This is a genomic window from Priestia sp. J2, from assembly GCF_020790095.1.
GTDB classification, from domain to species: Bacteria; Bacillota; Bacilli; order Bacillales; family Bacillaceae_H; genus Priestia; species Priestia zanthoxyli.
Map to the genome: position 1 here is coordinate 247,501 of NZ_CP086208.1, position 20,714 is coordinate 268,214.

General features: G+C 40.9%; 18 protein-coding genes, 2 rRNA genes and 1 riboswitch (1 of these 21 running past the window's edge). Of the genes, 18 read left to right on the plus strand and 2 right to left on the minus strand.

Annotated features, from left to right (window positions below; all coding sequences use genetic code 11):
• The 15 genes from LJY09_RS01390 to purD all read left to right on the plus strand — a co-directional run.
• Nucleotides 1-1,803: ribosomal RNA gene (locus tag LJY09_RS01390) — 23S ribosomal RNA — on the plus strand; it begins 1,133 nt to the left of the window's first position.
• 62 nt (nucleotides 1,804-1,865) lie between these two features.
• Nucleotides 1,866-1,981: ribosomal RNA gene (gene rrf, locus LJY09_RS01395) — 5S ribosomal RNA — on the plus strand.
• A gap of 165 nt (nucleotides 1,982-2,146) precedes the next feature.
• Nucleotides 2,147-2,347 carry an NETI motif-containing protein gene (locus LJY09_RS01400; RefSeq protein ID WP_016762769.1) on the plus strand — a complete coding sequence of 67 codons (201 nt, stop codon included), beginning with the start codon at nucleotides 2,147-2,149 and terminating at the stop codon, nucleotides 2,345-2,347.
• 84 nt (nucleotides 2,348-2,431) lie between these two features.
• A riboswitch (purine riboswitch) is annotated at nucleotides 2,432-2,533 on the plus strand.
• Nucleotides 2,534-2,661: 128 nt separating this feature from the next.
• Entirely contained in the window at nucleotides 2,662-3,150 is a 489-nt protein-coding gene (purE, locus tag LJY09_RS01405) for a 5-(carboxyamino)imidazole ribonucleotide mutase (RefSeq protein WP_028412533.1), read from the plus strand.
• Complete coding sequence (purK, locus tag LJY09_RS01410) at nucleotides 3,143-4,288, plus strand: 5-(carboxyamino)imidazole ribonucleotide synthase (protein ID WP_144635131.1); 1,146 nt, start codon at nucleotides 3,143-3,145, stop codon at nucleotides 4,286-4,288. Before purE ends, purK begins: the two co-directional genes overlap by 8 nt.
• Nucleotides 4,285-5,577, plus strand: coding sequence for an adenylosuccinate lyase (purB, locus tag LJY09_RS01415; RefSeq protein ID WP_013055036.1), 1,293 nt, complete (start codon nucleotides 4,285-4,287; stop codon nucleotides 5,575-5,577). The genes purK and purB overlap by 4 nt, the downstream gene beginning before the upstream one ends.
• A 74-nt stretch (nucleotides 5,578-5,651) precedes the next feature.
• A complete protein-coding gene (gene purC, locus LJY09_RS01420; protein ID WP_028412531.1) occupies nucleotides 5,652-6,359 on the plus strand; it encodes a phosphoribosylaminoimidazolesuccinocarboxamide synthase in 708 nt (235 codons plus the stop codon).
• A gap of 7 nt (nucleotides 6,360-6,366) precedes the next feature.
• Nucleotides 6,367-6,618, plus strand: a complete 252-nt coding sequence (gene purS / locus LJY09_RS01425) for a phosphoribosylformylglycinamidine synthase subunit PurS (RefSeq protein ID WP_014461938.1) — start codon at nucleotides 6,367-6,369, stop codon at nucleotides 6,616-6,618.
• Nucleotides 6,615-7,301: a phosphoribosylformylglycinamidine synthase subunit PurQ gene (purQ, locus tag LJY09_RS01430; protein WP_013055039.1), complete on the plus strand. Its 687-nt coding sequence runs from the start codon at nucleotides 6,615-6,617 to the stop codon at nucleotides 7,299-7,301. The genes purS and purQ overlap by 4 nt, the downstream gene beginning before the upstream one ends.
• On the plus strand, nucleotides 7,285-9,516 hold the full coding sequence (gene purL, locus LJY09_RS01435) for a phosphoribosylformylglycinamidine synthase subunit PurL (protein WP_028412530.1): 2,232 nt from the start codon (nucleotides 7,285-7,287) through the stop codon (nucleotides 9,514-9,516). The genes purQ and purL overlap by 17 nt, the downstream gene beginning before the upstream one ends.
• Nucleotides 9,492-10,907: an amidophosphoribosyltransferase gene (gene purF, locus LJY09_RS01440; RefSeq protein WP_013055041.1), complete on the plus strand. Its 1,416-nt coding sequence runs from the start codon at nucleotides 9,492-9,494 to the stop codon at nucleotides 10,905-10,907. Before purL ends, purF begins: the two co-directional genes overlap by 25 nt.
• A 26-nt stretch (nucleotides 10,908-10,933) precedes the next feature.
• Complete coding sequence (purM, locus tag LJY09_RS01445) at nucleotides 10,934-11,971, plus strand: phosphoribosylformylglycinamidine cyclo-ligase (RefSeq protein WP_028412529.1); 1,038 nt, start codon at nucleotides 10,934-10,936, stop codon at nucleotides 11,969-11,971.
• A complete protein-coding gene (gene purN / locus LJY09_RS01450) occupies nucleotides 11,968-12,546 on the plus strand; it encodes a phosphoribosylglycinamide formyltransferase (protein ID WP_014461934.1) in 579 nt (192 codons plus the stop codon). The genes purM and purN overlap by 4 nt, the downstream gene beginning before the upstream one ends.
• A gap of 103 nt (nucleotides 12,547-12,649) precedes the next feature.
• Nucleotides 12,650-14,188 carry a bifunctional phosphoribosylaminoimidazolecarboxamide formyltransferase/IMP cyclohydrolase gene (gene purH, locus LJY09_RS01455; protein WP_025752921.1) on the plus strand — a complete coding sequence of 513 codons (1,539 nt, stop codon included), beginning with the start codon at nucleotides 12,650-12,652 and terminating at the stop codon, nucleotides 14,186-14,188.
• Nucleotides 14,189-14,201: 13 nt separating this feature from the next.
• Nucleotides 14,202-15,476, plus strand: coding sequence for a phosphoribosylamine--glycine ligase (gene purD / locus LJY09_RS01460; protein ID WP_033580832.1), 1,275 nt, complete (start codon nucleotides 14,202-14,204; stop codon nucleotides 15,474-15,476).
• Nucleotides 15,477-15,506: 30 nt separating this feature from the next.
• On the opposite strand, the gene LJY09_RS01465 is transcribed toward purD, so the two are convergent.
• Nucleotides 15,507-15,764 carry a YgaP family membrane protein gene (locus LJY09_RS01465; RefSeq protein ID WP_016762773.1) on the minus strand — a complete coding sequence of 86 codons (258 nt, stop codon included), beginning with the start codon at nucleotides 15,762-15,764 and terminating at the stop codon, nucleotides 15,507-15,509.
• Nucleotides 15,765-15,866: 102 nt separating this feature from the next.
• On the opposite strand from LJY09_RS01465, the gene LJY09_RS01470 reads away from it, so the two are divergent.
• Nucleotides 15,867-17,615: an adenine deaminase C-terminal domain-containing protein gene (locus LJY09_RS01470; protein WP_034263936.1), complete on the plus strand. Its 1,749-nt coding sequence runs from the start codon at nucleotides 15,867-15,869 to the stop codon at nucleotides 17,613-17,615.
• A 147-nt stretch (nucleotides 17,616-17,762) separates the two neighbouring features.
• Nucleotides 17,763-18,068: a YerC/YecD family TrpR-related protein gene (locus LJY09_RS01475; RefSeq protein WP_013055048.1), complete on the plus strand. Its 306-nt coding sequence runs from the start codon at nucleotides 17,763-17,765 to the stop codon at nucleotides 18,066-18,068.
• A gap of 38 nt (nucleotides 18,069-18,106) precedes the next feature.
• Here the strand turns inward: LJY09_RS01475 and LJY09_RS01480 are convergent, their stop codons facing one another.
• The gene (locus LJY09_RS01480) at nucleotides 18,107-19,489 is read right to left on the minus strand and encodes a glycine--tRNA ligase (protein WP_013055049.1); all 1,383 of its coding nucleotides are present in this window, start codon (nucleotides 19,487-19,489) and stop codon (nucleotides 18,107-18,109) included.
• Nucleotides 19,490-20,001: 512 nt separating this feature from the next.
• Between LJY09_RS01480 and LJY09_RS01485 the strand changes: the two genes are divergently transcribed.
• A complete protein-coding gene (locus LJY09_RS01485) occupies nucleotides 20,002-20,700 on the plus strand; it encodes a heptaprenylglyceryl phosphate synthase (RefSeq protein WP_033580830.1) in 699 nt (232 codons plus the stop codon).
• The last annotated feature ends 14 nt before the right edge of the window (nucleotides 20,701-20,714 follow it).

Genomic DNA, 20,714 nt, shown 5'->3' on the forward strand with positions numbered 1-20,714 from the left:
AGTGCGTAATAGCTCACTGGTCGAGTGACTCTGCGCCGAAAATGTACCGGGGCTAAACGTATCACCGAAGCTGTGGATTGACATCTTTGATGTCAGTGGTAGGAGAGCGTTCTAAGTGCTGTGAAGTCAGACCGTAAGGACTGGTGGAGCGCTTAGAAGTGAGAATGCCGGTATGAGTAGCGAAAGACAAGTGAGAATCTTGTCCACCGAATGCCTAAGGTTTCCTGAGGAAGGCTCGTCCGCTCAGGGTTAGTCGGGACCTAAGCCGAGGCTGAAAAGCGTAGGCGATGGCCAACAGGTTGATATTCCTGTACCACCTCCCCGCCGTTTGAGTAATGGGGGGACGCAGTAGGATAGGGTAAGCGCGCTGCTGGATATGCGCGTTCAAGCAGTTAGGCTGATGAGTAGGCAAATCCGCTCATCATAAAGGCTGAGCTGTGATGACGAGGGAATTATAGTACCGAAGTTCCTGATTCCACACTGCCAAGAAAAGCCTCTAGCGAGGCGGGAGGTGCCCGTACCGCAAACCGACACAGGTAGGCGAGGAGAGAATCCTAAGGTGATCGAGAGAACTCTCGTTAAGGAACTCGGCAAAATGACCCCGTAACTTCGGGAGAAGGGGTGCTCTGGTAGGGTGTATAGCCCGAGAGAGCCGCAGTGAATAGGCCCAGGCGACTGTTTAGCAAAAACACAGGTCTCTGCGAAGCCGCAAGGCGAAGTATAGGGGCTGACGCCTGCCCGGTGCTGGAAGGTTAAGAGGAGGGGTTATCCTTTGGGAGAAGCTCTGAATCGAAGCCCCAGTAAACGGCGGCCGTAACTATAACGGTCCTAAGGTAGCGAAATTCCTTGTCGGGTAAGTTCCGACCCGCACGAAAGGCGTAACGATCTGGGCACTGTCTCAACGAGAGACTCGGTGAAATTATAGTACCTGTGAAGATGCAGGTTACCCGCGACAGGACGGAAAGACCCCGTGGAGCTTTACTGTAGCCTGATATTGAATTTTGGTACAGCTTGTACAGGATAGGTAGGAGCCTGAGAAGCCGGAGCGCTAGCTTCGGTGGAGGCGTCGGTGGGATACTACCCTGGCTGTATTGAAATTCTAACCCGCGGCCCTGATCGGGCCGGGAGACAGTGTCAGGTGGGCAGTTTGACTGGGGCGGTCGCCTCCTAAAATGTAACGGAGGCGCCCAAAGGTTCCCTCAGAATGGTTGGAAATCATTCGTAGAGTGTAAAGGCACAAGGGAGCTTGACTGCGAGACCTACAAGTCGAGCAGGGACGAAAGTCGGGCTTAGTGATCCGGTGGTTCCGCATGGAAGGGCCATCGCTCAACGGATAAAAGCTACCCCGGGGATAACAGGCTTATCTCCCCCAAGAGTCCACATCGACGGGGAGGTTTGGCACCTCGATGTCGGCTCATCGCATCCTGGGGCTGTAGTCGGTCCCAAGGGTTGGGCTGTTCGCCCATTAAAGCGGTACGCGAGCTGGGTTCAGAACGTCGTGAGACAGTTCGGTCCCTATCCGTCGTGGGCGTAGGAAATTTGAGAGGAGCTGTCCTTAGTACGAGAGGACCGGGATGGACACACCGCTGGTGTACCAGTTGTCTTGCCAAAGGCATCGCTGGGTAGCTATGTGTGGACGGGATAAGTGCTGAAAGCATCTAAGCATGAAGCCCCCCTCAAGATGAGATTTCCCATAGCGCAAGCTAGTAAGATCCCTGAAAGATGATCAGGTTGATAGGTCAGAGGTGGAAGCGTGGCGACATGTGTAGCTGACTGATACTAATCGATCGAGGACTTAACCAAACTTTAAAAGCGTAAGCTTTACTCAGCAAACTGTTACCTAGTTTTGAGAGAACAATCTCTTGTCTGGTGGCGATAGCGAAGAGGTCACACCCGTTCCCATACCGAACACGGAAGTTAAGCTCTTTAGCGCCAATGGTAGTTGGGACTTTGTCCCTGTGAGAGTAGGACGTTGCCAGGCCAATAAAAAGACTAGTCATTCAATGACTAGTCTTTTTTGTTTCTAAAAATTACAGCATGAATTTAACTTTTAAATTATGTTACACTATAGTGGATTCATTTAATTTTTGTTATAAAAGCTCTTTTTGACGCTGTAAGAAACTTTTTTCGAACTGGAGGCTGCATTTTGGGTAAGAAATCAAAAAAAGTACTGTATGAATTACAAGAAAATGAAACAATCGCAAGTTGTTTAGATCGGATGAAAAAAGATGGGTATATGCCTGTTCGACGAATGGAAAAGCCTATTTTTGAAGAAAAAGAAATAAATGGTAAAAAGGACTATGTTCCGGTAAAGCAACAGATTGTTTTCGAAGGGAAAAGTCTCTAAATACGAACATTTTAATGATAAAAATAGTAAACATTCGATTTTTAGGTTGACTTTTTTCTAGTTTGGCTGTTATTATTAAGTTGTCAATTGAGATATCCGAAACCTCATATAATAGTGGGAATATGGCCCACGAGTTTCTACCCGATGACCGTAAATCATTGGACTATGAGGAGAGTACAATTACTAAATAGGTAAACATGATTCCTTTTCAAAAGGAATGTTGATACATGAAACCTAGGGTAGTTGTGGCTTTCCTTTAGTGAGCCATAACTTACCCTAGGTTTTTTTATAACGTGAAAAAGGAGCTTTTATTCATGAATGTAAAAGTTGCTGTTGTAATGGGCAGTCAGTCAGACTGGAGCACTATGAAATATGCGTGTGACATTTTAGATGAATTAAATATTCAATATGAAAAGAAAGTTGTATCAGCACATCGAACGCCGGATTATATGTTTGAATATGCTGAAACAGCGAAAGAACGAGGGATTAAAGTTATTATTGCTGGCGCTGGGGGTGCTGCGCACTTACCTGGTATGATTGCCGCAAAAACAATTTTACCTGTAATAGGAGTACCCGTTAAATCAAGTAACTTAAACGGTTTAGATTCACTTTTATCGATTGTTCAAATGCCAGGCGGCGTACCGGTAGCTACAGTAGCTATTGGGAAAGCTGGTTCTACGAACGCTGGCCTGCTAGCAGCACAAATCTTAGCAACACAGGATCCAACGTTAAGTGATCAACTTGAAAATCGTAGAGAGTCTATTAAATCATCTGTGTTAGAAAGTAGTGATCAACTTGTCTAATTTACTTATACCTCCTGGTAAAACAATTGGAATCGTAGGCGGTGGACAGCTAGGAAGAATGATTGCACTATCTGCTAAAGAAATGGGTTATTACATTGCAGTGCTTGAACCAACAGAAGATTCTCCTTGCGGTCAAGTAGCAGATATTAAAGTCATTGGCAACTATGATGATAGAAAAGCGGTTGAACAGCTTGCTGAAGTGTCAGATGTCATCACCTATGAATTTGAAAACGTTGATGTTGAGATGATGAAATGGCTAGAAACAAAATGCTACGTGCCACAAGGCAGTCATTTACTAGCCGTTACACAAAATCGTCGTTTAGAAAAAGAAATGATTACAAAGCTTAATCTAGAGGTTCCTGATTACGCAATCGTTACGACTGAAGAAGAACTTTTAAAAGCTGTCGAAACAATTGGTTATCCATGTGTCGTAAAAACTTGCCGAGGCGGATATGACGGTAAAGGGCAAGTTCTAGTGAAAAATGAGAATAATATTCGTGAAGCAGCTGAGCTATTAGCACAGTCGGAATGCATTGTAGAACAGTGGATGAACTTAGATAAAGAAGTATCAGTTATTGTACACCGAAATGCAAAAGGCGAAACGGTATGTTTACCAGTAGCTGAGAACATTCATAAGCATCATATTTTGCACCAAACGATTGTTCCGGCACGTATTACAGCAGATCAAGAAGCGAAAGCTCTTCAATATGCGCAAGAAATAGCAAAAGGATTAGATTTAGTTGGTACATTAGCAGTTGAGATGTTCCTAACTGAAGAAGGTCAGCTTTATATAAATGAAATGGCACCTAGACCTCATAACTCAGGTCATTATTCAATCAATGCTTGTGATCTTTCTCAATTTCAGCAGCATGTAAGAGCCATTTGTAACTGGACCCTAGCACAGCCGACTTTATTAAAACCTGCTGTGATGGTTAACCTATTAGGGGAACATATTGAGAACACAATGGCAAAAATCGAATGTTTAGATGATATGCACTTACATTTGTACGGAAAAAAAGTTGCAAAAGAGAAGAGAAAAATGGGACATATCACGGTATTAGCTGATAAGATAGATGAGGCGATAGAAAAAGCCGAATCTCTAGGAATTTGGGAAAGAACGGAGGAAGTAACAACATGATTGAACGTTATACAAGACCAGAAATGGCAGCTATTTGGACAGAAGAAAATAAATTTAAAGCTTGGTTAGAAGTTGAAATTCTAGCTTGCGAAGCATGGTCAGAATTAGGACATATTCCGAAAGAAGATGTGAAGTTAATTCGTCAAAATGCATCTTTTGATATTAACCGCATCAATGAAATTGAACTAGAAACGCGTCATGACGTAGTAGCTTTCACTCGTGCAGTATCTGAAACGCTTGGTGAAGAGCGCAAGTGGGTACACTACGGTTTGACTTCAACTGACGTAGTTGATACAGCTCTATCTTATTTATTAAAGCAAGCTAATGAAATCTTGCTAAGTGACGTAGAGCGCTTTGTAGAAGTACTAAAGGAAAAAGCTCAAGAACATAAATATACGGTTATGATGGGACGTACGCACGGTGTACACGCTGAGCCAACGACATTTGGTTTGAAAATGGGATTATGGTATGAAGAAATGAAGCGTAACCTAGAGCGTTTAAAACGTGCTGCAGCTGAAGTGGAATTCGGTAAAATGTCAGGAGCAGTTGGAACGTTCGCTAACATCGATCCTTTCGTTGAAAAATACGTATGTGAGAAGTTAGGAATTTCACCAGCACCAATCTCTACGCAAACATTACAGCGTGACCGTCATGCACACTATATGTCAGTACTAGCGTTAATTGCGACATCTATTGAGAAATTTGCAGTAGAAGTTCGCGGTCTTCAAAAAAGTGAAACACGTGAGGTTGAAGAATATTTTGCAAAAGGTCAAAAAGGCTCATCTGCAATGCCTCATAAACGTAATCCAATCGGTTCTGAGAACGTAACGGGACTTGCTCGCTTAATTCGCGGCTATATGGTTACAGCTTATGATAATGTACCGCTTTGGCATGAGCGTGACATCTCTCATTCATCGGCAGAGCGTGTCATCTTACCTGATGCAACGATTGCTTTGAATTACATGTTAAATCGTTTTGCAAATATTGTTAAAAACTTAACAGTATTCCCTGACAACATGAAGCGCAACATGGATCGTACACTAGGGCTAATTTACTCACAGCGTGTACTTTTAACATTAATTAACAAAGGTATGGTACGTGAAGAAGCATACGACTTAGTACAGCCAAAAGCAATGGAAGCATGGGAAACGCAAGTTCCTTTCCGTTCTTTAATTGAAGGCGAAGAGCGCATTACTCGCCACTTATCGCCAGAAGAGATTGAAGATTGCTTCGATCATAAGCACCATTTAAAAAATGTAGATATGATTTTTGAACGTTTAGGTCTTTAATAAAAAAGGCAAGGCACGTCCTTGCCTTTATCTAAGAAAGTGTATCTGAATATTCTGTATGTAGAGGTGACAGCATGGAAAAGCAAGAGTTACTTTATGAAGGAAAAGCGAAAAAAATTTACGCTACTGATGAGCAAGATGTACTGTGGGTTGCTTATAAAAATGAAGCTACAGCATTCAACGGTCAGAAAAAAGCAGAGATTAGCGGAAAAGCACAGCTGAACAATCAAATTAGTAGTTTACTATTTTCAATGTTACATGAGCAAGGGATTACAACTCACTTTGTGAAGCAGCTTTCAGATCATGAACAGGCGGTTAAGAAAGTAGAAATTGTTCCGCTTGAAGTCGTTGTACGAAATGCTACAGCAGGAAGCCTTGCGAAGCGAATTGGCGTAGAAGAAGGTATTCGTTTTGAACAGCCAATCGTTGAACTTTACTACAAAGATGATGCGCTTGGTGATCCATTAATTCTTGCAGAACATGCGATTTTCCTTAAGGCTGCAACTCAAGAAGAGATTGATAGTTTAAAGGCACAAGCACTTCAAATCAACGAAGTATTATCGAAATTTTTCAAAGATAAAGACATTTTCTTAGTGGATTTTAAATTAGAATTCGGCCGTACTTCTCAAGGCGACATTATTTTAGCGGATGAAATTTCACCTGACACTTGCCGCTTCTGGGATGTTCATACGAACGAAAAATTAGATAAAGATGTATTCCGCAGAGACTTAGGCGGTTTAACAGAAGCATACGAAAAAATCTTACAGCGAATCGGAGGATAACCCAACCATGTATAAAGTAAAAGTATTTGTCACATTAAGAGAAAGTGTATTAGACCCTCAAGGAGTAGCCGTTAAAAATTCATTGCACCGTATGTCTTATGAAGAAGTTCAAGAAGTACGCATCGGTAAATTTTTAGAGCTAACAATCGACAGCACAGATTCATTAGATGAACGCGTAAAAGAAATGTGTGAAAAGCTTTTAGTTAATACAGTAATTGAAGATTACCGTTACGAGGTTGAGGAGGTTGTCGTACAGTGAAATTTGCTGTAATTGTTTTTCCAGGATCAAACTGTGACGTAGATATGTATCATGCTATCAAAGATGAGCTTGGTGAAGAAGTAGATTACGTTTGGCACGATACAGAATCATTAGATCAATATGATGGTATCTTGCTTCCAGGTGGTTTCTCATATGGAGATTACCTTCGTTCAGGTGCTATCGCTCGCTTCTCAAATGTAATGGATGCTGTAAAAAAAGCAGCAAGCCAAGGAAAGCCAGTACTAGGTGTATGTAATGGATTCCAAATTTTATTAGAAGCAGGATTACTGCCAGGTGCTATGCGCCGTAATGAAAACTTAAAATTCATCTGTAAAACAGTGAATTTGAAAGTAGCTAATAACGAAACAATGTTTACAAATGCTTATGGCAAAGATGAAGTAATTGCTATTCCAGTGGCACACGGTGAAGGCAACTACTATTGTGATGAACATACGTTACAAAAATTGATTGAAAACAACCAGATTCTTTTCCAATACGCAGGTGATAATCCAAACGGAAGTCTTCAAGATATTGCAGGGATTACGAACGAAACAGGCAACGTATTAGGAATGATGCCTCACCCAGAAAGAGCGGTAAGCGATCTTTTAGGAAGCGCGGACGGACTTAAATTATTTCAATCAATTGTAAAGCAGTGGAGGGAACAAAATGTCGTTACTTCTTGAACCAAATGTAGAGCAAATTAAAGAACAAAAGTTATATCGAGATATGGGATTAACAGACGAAGAGTTTGCGAATGTAGAGCAACTGCTTGGTCGTACTCCTAACTATACAGAAACAGGCTTATTCTCTGTTATGTGGTCAGAGCACTGTAGCTATAAAAACTCTAAGCCTGTACTGAAAAAATTCCCTATCACGGGTGAAAAAGTATTACAAGGTCCTGGTGAAGGAGCTGGTATCGTTGATATTGGTGATAACCAAGCCGTTGTATTTAAAATCGAAAGTCATAACCATCCATCAGCGATTGAACCTTATCAAGGAGCAGCAACTGGTGTAGGTGGCATCATTCGTGACGTCTTTTCAATGGGAGCAAGACCGATTGCACTTTTAAACTCTTTACGTTTTGGTGAATTAACATCTCCAAAGGTTCGTCATTTGTTTGAGGAAGTAGTAGCGGGAATCGCAGGTTACGGTAACTGTGTAGGAATCCCAACAGTAGGTGGAGAAATTCAGTTTGAAGCTTCATATGAAGGAAATCCGCTTGTTAACGCTATGTGTGTTGGTTTAATTAACCACGAAGATATTCAAAAAGGTCAAGCTAAAGGCGTTGGCAACACGGTTATGTACGTAGGAGCAAAAACGGGACGCGACGGTATCCACGGCGCTACATTTGCTTCTGAAGAGCTATCTGATCAGTCAGATGAAAAACGTCCTGCTGTACAAGTAGGAGATCCATTTATGGAAAAACTTCTTCTTGAAGCTTGCTTAGAGCTTATCAAGTGTGACGCTTTAGTAGGTATTCAAGATATGGGTGCTGCGGGCTTAACAAGTTCTTCGGCAGAGATGGCAAGTAAAGCAGGTTCTGGTATTGAAATGAACCTTGATCTTGTACCTCAGCGTGAAACGGGTATGACACCATATGAAATGATGCTTTCAGAATCTCAAGAGCGCATGCTCATCGTTGTTGAAAAAGGCCGTGAAAATGAAATCGTCGAAATCGTTGAAAAATACGGATTAGAAGCTGTTTCAGTCGGTCACGTAACCGACGATAAGCGCCTTCGTTTAACTCATAACGGAGAAGTAGTAGCAGATGTTCCTGTAGATGCATTAGCAGAAGATGCACCGGTATACCACAAACCATCTCAAGAACCAGCATACTATCGTGAGTTCCAAGAGCAGTCAGCATACGCTCCTACTGTTGAAAATCACAGTGATATGTTAGTAACGCTTTTAAAACAGCCTACGATTGCAAACAAAGAGTGGGTTTACAACCAATATGACTACCAAGTACGTACAAACACAGTTGTATCTCCTGGATCTGACGCGGCGGTTGTTCGTGTACGTGATACAAATAAAGCATTAGCGATGACAACAGACTGTAACTCTCGCTATTTATACCTAGACCCGGAAGTAGGCGGCCGTATCGCAGTGGCAGAAGCTGCTCGTAACCTTGTATGTTCAGGTGCACAGCCTCTTGCGATTACAGACTGTTTAAACTTCGGCAACCCTGAAAAGCCAGAAATCTTCTGGCAAATTGAAAAAGCAACAGACGGTATGAGCGACGCTTGCCGTGAGCTATCGACTCCGGTTATCGGCGGTAACGTATCTCTGTACAATGAGACAAAAGGTGAAGCAATTTACCCAACTCCTGTTATTGGAATGGTTGGTCTAATCGACGATATCAACCATATTACAACTCAATATGCGAAGCAAAAAGATGACTTAATCTATGTTATTGGTAAAGCTGAAGCAGAATTCGCAGGTACTGAGCTTCAAAAAGTACTAGAAAACGGTACGGTATTCGGCCAGTCACCTAAATTAGATTTAGCGGTTGAAAAAACACGTCAAGATCAGCTTCTTCAAGCAATTCGTGAAGGTGCAGTTCAATCTGCTCACGATATTGCAGAAGGAGGATTCGCGGTAGCCCTAGCTGAAAAAGTGATGAACGGCAGCGGGTTAGGCGTAAACGTAACGGTAGACGGTGAAGCAACAGCAGAGCTATTCAGTGAAACACAATCACGCTTTGTCGTAACGGTTTCACCAGAGAATAAAGAAAAATTCGAAATGCTTGTACAAGATGCAACATTAGTAGGACGCGTAACAGAAGACGCAACATTAACTGTTAAACATCAAGAAAATGTTCTTGTTCAATTATCAGTTGAAGAATTAACTACTGCTTGGAAAGGAGCGCTTCCATGCTTGCTGAAATCAAAGGCTTAAACGAAGAATGTGGCGTATTCGGTGTATGGGGACATGAAAATGCAAGCCAGATTGCTTATTACGGTTTGCATAGCTTGCAACACCGCGGACAAGAAGGCGCTGGTATTGCTGTAACAGACGGAGAAAAAGTGACAGTGATGAAAGGCGTCGGTCTTGTTAACGAAGTATTTGGCCACGGAGAGTTAGAGCAACTAAACGGTAAAGCAGCAATTGGACACGTTCGTTATGCAACAGCTGGAGGCGGAGGGTTTGAAAATGTTCAACCCCTTCACTTCCGCTCTCATAGCGGAAGCCTTGCGTTAGCTCATAATGGAAACTTGGTTAATGCAAATGCATTAAAGCATCAGCTGGAAAACCAAGGGAGTATTTTCCAATCAACATCTGATACAGAAGTACTTGCTCATTTAATTAAACGAAGCGGCTATGAAGATATGAAAGATAAAGTGAAAAATGCTTTATCCATGGTTAAAGGCGCATACGCATTCGTTATTTTAACGGAAGATACGATGATGGTTGCACTTGATCCTCACGGACTGCGTCCATTATCAATTGGACGATTAGGTGATGCCTATGTAGTAGCTTCTGAAACATGTGCGTTTGATATTGTTGGAGCGGTTCATGAGCGTGATGTAGAGCCTGGTGAGTTACTTATTATTAATGATGAAGGTATTCAATCAGAGCGATTCACACTAAACGTAAACCGTGCTATTTGCAGTATGGAATATATTTATTTCTCAAGACCAGATAGTAATATTGATGGAATCAATGTTCACTCTGCTCGTAAAAACCTTGGGAAACAACTTGCAGTTGAGTCACCGATTGAAGCAGACGTTGTAACAGGCGTTCCGGATTCAAGTATTTCAGCAGCGATTGGTTTTGCAGAACAGTCAGGGATTCCATACGAATTAGGTTTAATTAAGAATCGATACGTAGGCCGTACATTCATTCAGCCTTCACAAGAATTGCGTGAACAAGGTGTAAAAATGAAGCTGTCTCCTGTACGTAAAATTGTAGAGGGTAAACGTGTTGTCATGGTAGATGATTCTATCGTTCGCGGCACAACAAGCCGTCGCATTGTTCGTATGCTTCGAGAAGCAGGAGCAACTGAAGTACATGTACGCATCAGTTCACCTCCTATTAAAAATCCATGTTTTTATGGAATTGACACATCGTCATCCTCTGAGTTAATTGCTGCTACGCGCTCTGTTGAAGAAATTCGTGAATTGATTGAAGCTGATTCACTTGTTTTCTTAAGCAACGAAGGTTTAGTAGACGCAATCGGCAGACAGTATGAAGGCAACGGCGGACAGTGTATGGCATGTTTTACTGGAAAGTATCCAACTGAAATTTATCCAGATACTGTACACCCTCATGAAAAGGTAACTTGTTAGTTTTAACGTAAAAAAGGAGTGACAACATGTCATATTCATATAAACAAGCTGGAGTTGACTTAGAAGCAGGATATGAAGCTGTTTCACGTATTAAAAAGCACGTAGAACGAACTGCTCGTGCAGGTATTATGGGAACAGTCGGCGGCTTTGGCGGAATGTTCGATTTATCTACATTGAATTTAAAAGAGCCTGTTCTTGTTTCTGGTACAGATGGAGTAGGAACAAAATTGAAACTTGCTTTTCAAATGGATAAGCATGACACAATCGGTGTGGATGCAGTGGCCATGTGTGTAAACGACGTTTTAGCACAAGGAGCAGAGCCTCTCTACTTCTTAGATTATATTGCTTGCGGGAAAGCAGTTCCTGAAAAAATTGAATCGATTGTAAAAGGAATTGCAGACGGCTGTGAACAGTCCAACTGTGCGTTAATTGGCGGAGAAACAGCTGAAATGCCAGGTTTATACGAAGAAGATGAATATGATCTTGCAGGGTTTACAGTAGGAGCGGTAGAAAAGTCAGAAATTATTACTGGAGATGAGATTAAAGCTGGACAGCTGTTGATCGGTATCTCATCTAGCGGTATTCACAGCAACGGCTACTCTCTTGTACGTAAAATTGTTGATGATCAAGGGTTAAATCTTCACGAAACTTACGCTGGTTTTAATGAAAAGCTCGGAGTTGAGTTATTAACGCCAACAAAAATATACGTGAAGCCGGTTTTAAAAGCATTACATGCAGCTAAGATTGCAGGTATGGCTCATATTACTGGAGGCGGATTTGTTGAAAATATCCCTCGTATGCTTCCTGAAGGTTTAGGTGTAGAAATCGATTACGGTTCTTGGCCAATTCCATACGTGTTTGATTTCCTTGAAGAGCAAGGCAAGCTAGACCGTAAAGAAATGTTCGAAGTATTCAATATGGGAATCGGATTTGTTTTAGCTGTTGAACCTGAAGATATGAATAAAGTCATTGAAGCAATTGAAAACGAAGGCGAAAAAGCATTTGTTATCGGACGTGTCAAAGAAGGAACAGGTGTTGAATTTGCTGGAGGGACGTTTGCATGATAAATATTGCAGTGTTTGCTTCTGGAAACGGCAGTAACTTTCAATCCATCTACGAAGCAACTCAGTCAGGTCGATTAAAAGCAAATATTGCGCTTGTTGTTTGTAATAAACCGGATGCATACGTAATTGAACGAGCAAAAGCATGTGGAATACCATGCTTTGTTTGTTCGCCTAAAAACTATGAAAATAAAGAAGCGTATGAAGCAGCAATTCTTGCAGAGCTTACATCAGCTAAAGTAGAATTTCTTGTTTTAGCAGGATATATGCGATTAGTTGGTTCGACGTTGCTTAAGCCATACAAAAATCGTATTGTTAATATCCACCCTTCGCTTTTACCTGCATTTCCTGGGATTGATGCTATTGGTCAAGCTTTTGATGCAGGAGTAAAAGTGATTGGAATTACCGTGCATTTTGTAGATGAAGGCATGGATACAGGACCAATTATTGACCAGCAGGCTATTCGCATTGAAAAAGGCGATACAAGAGAAACAGTTGAGGCCCGTATTCATGAAATTGAACATCAATTTTATCCCGCGGTACTGAATGAATTATTTGAACAAGCCGCAGTTAAATAAATAGGATGTAACCTTGTCAAAAAAGTTTTAATCCTTTACTATGGTAGAGTAGTAGTGAAAGAAAGATTTTAAATGAGAGATCGGATCAGGAGGAGTTTACAAAATGACAGCAAAACGCGCGCTTATTAGCGTATCTGATAAAGAAGGTATTGTTTCATTTGCACAAGAATTAAAGGACTTAGGAGTAGAAATTATTTCAACTGGCGGTACAAAGCGTACCCTAGAAGAAAACGGCATTGACGTTATCGGAATCTCTGAAGTAACTGGTTTCCCAGAAATTTTAGACGGCCGTTTAAAAACATTGCATCCTAACGTTCACGGTGCTTTATTAGCGTTACGCGATAATGAAGAGCATCAAGCTCAAATGAAAGAGCATAATATCTCGCCAATCGACTTTGTAGTTGTAAACTTATACCCATTTAAAAAGACAATTGAAAAAGAGGATGTAACGCTTGCTGAAGCGATTGAGAATATTGACATCGGTGGACCTACAATGCTTCGTTCAGCTGCGAAAAACTATCGTTCTGTCTCAGTTGTAGTAGATCCAAGCGATTACGCAACCGTAGTAGAAGAGTTAAAAGCGGATGGCAATGTTTCATTTGAAACCAACCAACGATTAGCAGCAAAAGTATTCCGTCATACGGCAGCTTATGATGCATTAATCGCTGAATACTTAACAAACATTACAGGTGAAACAACTCCTGAGAAATTAACAGTAACGTATGAGCGCGTTCAAGGCTTACGATACGGAGAAAACCCTCACCAACAAGCTTCTTTTTATAAAAAGCCGTTAACACAAAAAGGTTCTATTGCAACAGCTACGCAGCTGCATGGAAAAGAGTTATCATACAATAATATCAACGATGCAAACGCAGCTCTTCAAATCGTAAAAGAATTCAAAGAGCCGGCTATCGTAGCGATCAAACATATGAATCCTTGCGGTGTAGGTGTGGGTGAAACAATTGCTCAAGCTTATCAAAAAGCATATGAAGCGGATCCTACATCTATCTTTGGCGGCATCGTAGCAGCTAACCGTCCTATCGACCGTGAAACGGCTATTCAGTTAAAAGAAATTTTCTTAGAAATTATCATTGCTCCTGCGTTCGATCAAGAAGCATTAGATGTATTAACAGCTAAGAAAAACCTTCGTTTACTAACGATAGAGCTTGATGAAAAAGCAGAAAAAGAAGCTTTCTTAACGTCTGTAAAAGGCGGCGTGCTTGTTCAGGATGAAGACGTATTCGGATTTGATGATGCAACGATTACTGTTCCAACGAAACGCGAGCCAACAGAAAAAGAGTGGGCAGATTTAAAATTAGCATGGAAAGTTGTTAAAAATGTTAAGTCTAATGCTATTGTACTTGCAAAAGATGACATGACAATTGGCGTAGGTGCTGGTCAAATGAATCGCGTGGGCGCTGCAAAAATTGCAATTGAACAAGCTGGTGAAAAAGCACAAGGTTCAGCTTTAGGTTCAGATGCTTTCTTCCCAATGGGCGATACAGTAGAAGCAGCAGCTAAAGCAGGAATCACAGCTATTATTCAGCCAGGCGGATCAATTCGTGATGAAGAGTCAATTGCAAAAGCAGATGAATACGGCATTGCAATGGTATTTACAGGCGTAAGACATTTTAAACATTAATGAGGTGAAGAACGTGAATGTTTTAGTTATTGGAAAAGGCGGAAGAGAGCATACAATTGCATGGAAAGCTTCAAAAAGTCCACTTGTTAACGAAGTGTTTGTAGCACCAGGAAACCCAGGCATGAGAGATGTGGCAACGATTGTACCAATCGATGAAAGCAGCCAAGAAGAGCTTGTGCAGTTTGCAAAAGAAAATAAGATTGGATTAACAATTGTTGGACCAGAAAATCCGCTAATTGAAGGCATTGTTGATCGATTCGAACAAGAAGGTCTTCCGGTCTTTGGACCGCGCAAACAAGCAGCGATGATTGAAGGAAGCAAAAGCTTTGCAAAAGAGCTCATGAAAAAGTATGATATTCCAACCGCAGCGTATGAAACATTTACGTCTTACGAGGAAGCAAAAGCATATGTGGAAAAGCAAGGCGCTCCAATTGTTATTAAAGCAGACGGCTTAGCAGCTGGTAAAGGTGTAACTGTTGCTTTAACAGTAGAAGAAGCTGTAGATACATTACGTGATTTTCTAGTTGACCAAAAATTTAAAGAAGCAAGTGCCAAAGTAGTTGTAGAAGAATTTTTGGATGGTGAAGAATTTTCATTAATGGCATTCGTACGCGGGACAAATGTGTATCCAATGGTAATTGCACAAGATCATAAGCGTGCTTTTGACGGCGATCAAGGTCCGAACACAGGAGGCATGGGAGCTTACTCTCCTGTTCCGCAAATCAGTGATGCAGAAGTACAAGAGGCTGTAGAAAACATCTTACTTCCAATGGCTAAAGGATTAGCTGAAGAAGGCTGTGAGTATACGGGAATTCTATATGCTGGTCTGATTCAAACACAAAAAGGACCAAAAGTGATTGAATTTAATGCGCGTTTTGGAGATCCTGAAACACAGGTTGTACTGCCCCGTATGAAAAGCGATTTAGTCGATGTGCTTCTTCGCATTTTGAAAGAAGAAAAAGTAGAAATTGAATGGGATAACGAAGCAGCTATTGGAATTGTATTAGCAGCAGCGGGTTACCCAGAAGATTATCAAAAGGGTGCGCCAATTAACGGATTGGATGCGATCAGTGAAGACGCGCTTGTTTTCCACGCTGGTACGGCTTTAGAAAACGACACATACGTTTCGAACGGCGGCCGCGTTCTATTAGTAGGTGCCAAAGGAGCAACTCTTCAAGAAGCGCAGCAAGAAGTATACAAACAAATGGCTCATATCGATGTAGAAAAAGGCTTTTTCTATCGCAAAGACATCGGCCATCGTGCATTAGCAAAAGCAGCTTTAAAATAAAAAAGGAGAGCTCCGGCTCTCCTTTTTACCTTATGAAGGATTATACGTTTCTTCGTTTCCATTTGGATGGTGTTCATGTTCATCGTGTTTTTGACACGAATCATATGCGTACGTAAGGGGGCAAAAACGCGTGATGCCTTCTGCAACTTTTAAAGCTCCCATTAACCCTAAGAAGATGTATGAATCTTTGTACGGTCTGCGAGATAAACGAGATGTTGTCCAAGAAAGAAGGGTAAAGCCCAGTGTAAGTCGAATTAATGCGTTAACAATACCGATATTTGGTTTCATGTTTTATCACCTTTATTCATAAAATTAATAACAGTTTCTGAATGCGTTTACATCACGGATGTGTTACGATAAAAATACATAGTAAATTAGGGGGAATTTAGCATGCCGGAACAGAGATACCGCTGGAAAAGCAAACATATTAGACAGCAGCTTTTAGTATTAAACGGTCAAAAAGCACCAACTATTGTCTTAAAAGATGCAACATATTTGAACGCTCGAATGAAGCAGTGGAAAAAAGCACATATTTGGGTTTACCAAGATCGTATTGTATACGTTGGCTCAGAGATGCCTAAGCACACAGACGCTTCTACAGAGATTATAGACTGCAGTGAGAAATATGTGGTTCCTGGGTATATTGAGCCGCATGTTCACCCGTTTCAGTTATATAATCCCCAGACTTTTTCCCAATATGCAGCCAAGCACGGAACAACCACTTTATTTAATGATAATTTAATTCTCGCTTTACAGCTTGAACAAAAAACGGCATTTTCATTGATTGAAGAAATGAAAACGTTACCACAGTCACTGTATTGGTGGTGCAGATTTGATTCGCAGACAGAAATTGATGAAGAGGCTGATATCTTCTCACATACAAACATTACTTCTTGGCTACAAAATGAAGCTGTCTTACAAGGAGGCGAACTGACAAGTTGGCCGAAGCTTTTAGACGGAGATGATTTAATGCTTCACTGGGTTCAAGAGACAAAGCGGATGAGGAAGCATATTGAAGGACATTTCCCGGGGGCGTCAGCATTTACCTTAGCAAAAATGAAATTGCTCGGGGCAGACAGCGATCATGAGTCTATGACAGGGGAAGATGTTGTTGCTCGGTTAACGCAAGGCTATGACGTTGCTTTGCGCCACTCTTCCATTCGGCCAGATTTGCCAAAACTGCTGCAGGAGTTAAAAGAGCTGCAGGTAGATTATTTTGACCATATCACGATGAATACAGACGGTTCTCCGCCTTCTTTTTACCAGAACGGCGTGTCAGATATGTTAATTACATTAGCTATTTCAGAAGGAGTTCCCGTGTTAGATGCTTATAATATGGTGTCTGTAAATATTGCCCGCTATTACAACATGGAACATTTGCACGGGCATGTAGCAACAGGCTGTGTGGCTAATATTAATATTTTAGAAGATCCTATGCGGCCTACTCCGGTATCTGTCTTAGCAAAAGGAAAGTGGATGAAAAAAGAAGGCAAAGAACAAGCATTAGCCTCGGTAGAATTTCCTTGGGGAAAGTTTGGTTTTTCACCGTTAAAGTTAGACTTTGATTTAACGATGGACGATTTTCAATTTTCAATGCCAGTAGGCGTGAAAATGAAAAATGCTGTTATTATGGAGCCGTATTCAATTCACTTAAATGTGAGCGGAGATGTATTAGCCTCTGATCATGATGAAAGCTTTTTAGTGCTGGTGGACCGAGAAGGCAAGTGGCGCATCAATACGCTGTTAAAAGGATTTGCGACAAATGTATCGGGAATGGCGAGTTCGTTTTCAAATACAGGTGATTTTATTTTAATTGGAAAATCGAAAAAAGATATGATGTGTGCATTCAAACGTATGAAAGAAATTGGCGGCGGTATTGTTATTACAGAAGGTGAGAAAGTAGTATATGAACTGGATCTTCCGTTAAAAGGAGTCATGTCGAATCTGCCGATGGAAGAGCTAAGTAAACGAGAGGTGGAACTCAAGAAAGTGCTGGGTGAGCGAGGATACAAACACGATGATCCTGTCTATTCACTGCTGTTCTTTTCGTCTACACATTTGCCTTATATTCGTATCACGCCAGTAGGAATTTATGACGTTATGAATAAAAAAGTACTTTTTCCGTCTATAATGCGTTAAAATATAAAAGTATCAAAGGAATTTGAAATTTGTATGAAATTGGCTGTCTTCATACAGAATGAATGTATGTGCAAATAAATATAGAAACTGTATTTTATAGATAGAAACAACTAGTAAAGAAAGCCAATGATAAAGGAGTTCGATACGATGCAAATCAACAAACTACGAGGAAAAGAATTAGATCAGCTATTTCAAGCGATTTTATCATTAGAAAACATTGAAGAATGCTATCAATTTTTTGATGACCTATGTACAGTTAATGAAATTCAATCATTAGCACAGCGCTTAGAAGTAGCAAGAATGCTAAGAGAAGGCAACACGTACCATAAAATTGAGACGGAAACTGGAGCAAGCACAGCGACGATCTCCCGTGTTAAACGCTGCTTGAATTATGGAAGCGATGCGTATCAAATGGTGTTAGAACGCCTTCAAGAAGATTCAAATCAAAAGTAAAGCGTATGGCTGAAGCAGCCATACGCTTATTTTTTTTATTAAAATTGAGTTGCTTCTTCAATGATATTTTTAAGGTCGCTAATTGCTACACGTTTTTGTTCCATTGTGTCGCGGTTACGGATTGTTACTTGATTGTCTTCTAATGAATCGAAGTCGAATGTAATACAGAACGGCGTACCGATTTCATCATGGCGACGGTAACGTTTACCGATTGAACCAGCATCATCATAGTCAATCATAAAGTATTTTGCTAAATCTTCAAAAACAGCGCGCGCTTCGTTAGAAAGCTTTTTAGAAAGTGGTAATACAGCAGCTTTAAATGGTGCTAAAGCAGGGTGAAGCTGCATAACTGTACGAGAAGAGCCATCTTCTAACGTTTCTTCTTCATATGCATCAATCATATAAGCTAGTGTTACACGGTCAGCCCCTAAAGAAGGCTCGATGCAGTAAGGTACATAGCGTTCGTTTGTTTCTTGATCAACATATTGGAAGTCTTCTCCAGAGTGTTCCATGTGCTGTTTTAAGTCGTAGTCAGTACGAGAAGCTACGCCCCATAGTTCGCCCCAGCCGAATGGGAACTTGTATTCAAAGTCTGTTGTTGCATTACTGTAGTGAGAAAGTTCATCATCATCATGGTCGCGAAGACGAACGTTTTCTTCTTTCATACCAAGAGAAAGAAGCCATTTGTTACATGTTTCTTTCCAGTAGTTAAACCATTCTAATTCAGTGCCTGGTTTACAGAAGAACTCAAGTTCCATTTGTTCAAATTCACGCGTACGGAATGTGAAGTTACCAGGTGTAATTTCGTTACGGAAGCTTTTACCCACTTGGCCGATACCGAATGGAAGCTTTTTACGCATTGAGCGCTGAACGTTTTTAAAGTTTACGAAAATACCTTGAGCCGTTTCAGGACGAAGATAAATTTCATTTGTTGATGTTTCAGTTACACCTTGGTGCGTTTTGAACATTAAGTTAAATTGACGAATTTCAGTGAAGTTAGCTGAACCACACTCAGGACATGTAATTTCGTGTTCTTTAATTAAGTCAGCCATTGCATCAAATGAAAGGCCGTCTACGATCATTTCAATGCCTTTTTCTTGAAGCTTTTCTTCAATTAATTTATCGGCACGGTGACGAGCTTTACAATCCTTACAGTCGATCATTGGGTCATTAAAGTTTCCTAAGTGACCAGAAGCTTCCCATGTTTTTGGATTCATTAAAATCGCAGCGTCTAAACCAACGTTGTATGGAGATTCTTGAATGAATTTTTTCCACCATGCTTTTTTAATATTGTTCTTTAATTCTACGCCAAGCGGGCCGTAATCCCATGTATTTGCAAGACCGCCGTAAATTTCAGAACCTTGAAATACAAAGCCACGGTGTTTGGCGTGAGATACGATTTGATCCATTGTTTTTGACATTCTAATTCCTCCTGTAAATGGTAGTAATTCAAGCGAAACAAAAAGAGCGGGTACAAAAAAACTCTCGTCCCTGGGCATATCAACAATATGCCCAGGGACGAGAGTTTTTCCCGCGGTTCCACCCTGGTTGATACAAAATGTATCCACCTTCGTCTGTATATACTCCAGATTGCCTTTTCCTTAAACCATTCTCTAGGCTCTCACCGTCCCTAGTTCGCTTTGTGAAGAGGATTTAAGTACTATTGATCCTTCAGCGTATATCATATGAATTTTAGTAGCTATATATTAGCATATCCTATGCAGAGAAACAATAACCTTGTGCAAAATGGGCTTTTTTTGTGATGTTTTCTTTCGGAATTTGAGGATAAAACCGTATCTTTTATCCATATTTTTTGAAAACAAAAAACGTGATGAAAAGTTCGGTTTTCCTTTCATTTCACCCTCCTAGTTTTGTTATAATGAACAAATGGACGAGCGCGAACTTTTAAGTGTAAAGAAATGGAGGAACCTATATGTATGATATTAAAGAGTGGAGACATGTCTTTAAATTAGATCCTAATAAAGAAATTTCAGATGCAGATTTAGAAAAAATTTGCGAATCCGGCACGGATGCGGTTCTTGTTGGAGGATCAGACGGAGTAACTTTAGACAATGTGCTGCAGCTGTTAATGCGTATTCGCCGCTACACGGTGCCGTGTGCGCTAGAAGTATCAACAATTGACTCTGTAACGCCTGGTTTTGATTCTTATTTCATTCCGACCGTTTTAAACAGCAAGGATCCAAAGTGGATTGTTGACTTACATCATGCGGCGATGAAGGAATACGGTGAAATCATGGACTGGGATGAAATTTTTGTAGAAGGATACTGCGTACTTAACCCCGAAGCAAAAGTAGCTGCGCTAACGGAAGCGAAAACCGATTTGGATGCAGAAGATGTTGTAGCGTATGCTCGCATGGCTGAACGCATGTTTCATTTGCCCGTTTTCTATCTAGAATACAGTGGAACATATGGAGACCCTGCATTAGTGGCAGAAGTGAAAAATTCGCTAAATGAGACGAAGTTATTTTACGGCGGCGGTATTGAGACAAAAGAGCAAGCAAGTGAGATGGGAGAGCTAGCTGATACAGTTATTGTAGGAAATGTTATTTATACAAATTTATCGGAAGCATTAAAAACGGTAAAAGCGGTAAAAAAGAATATTGCACAGTGAAAAATAAATAAAGT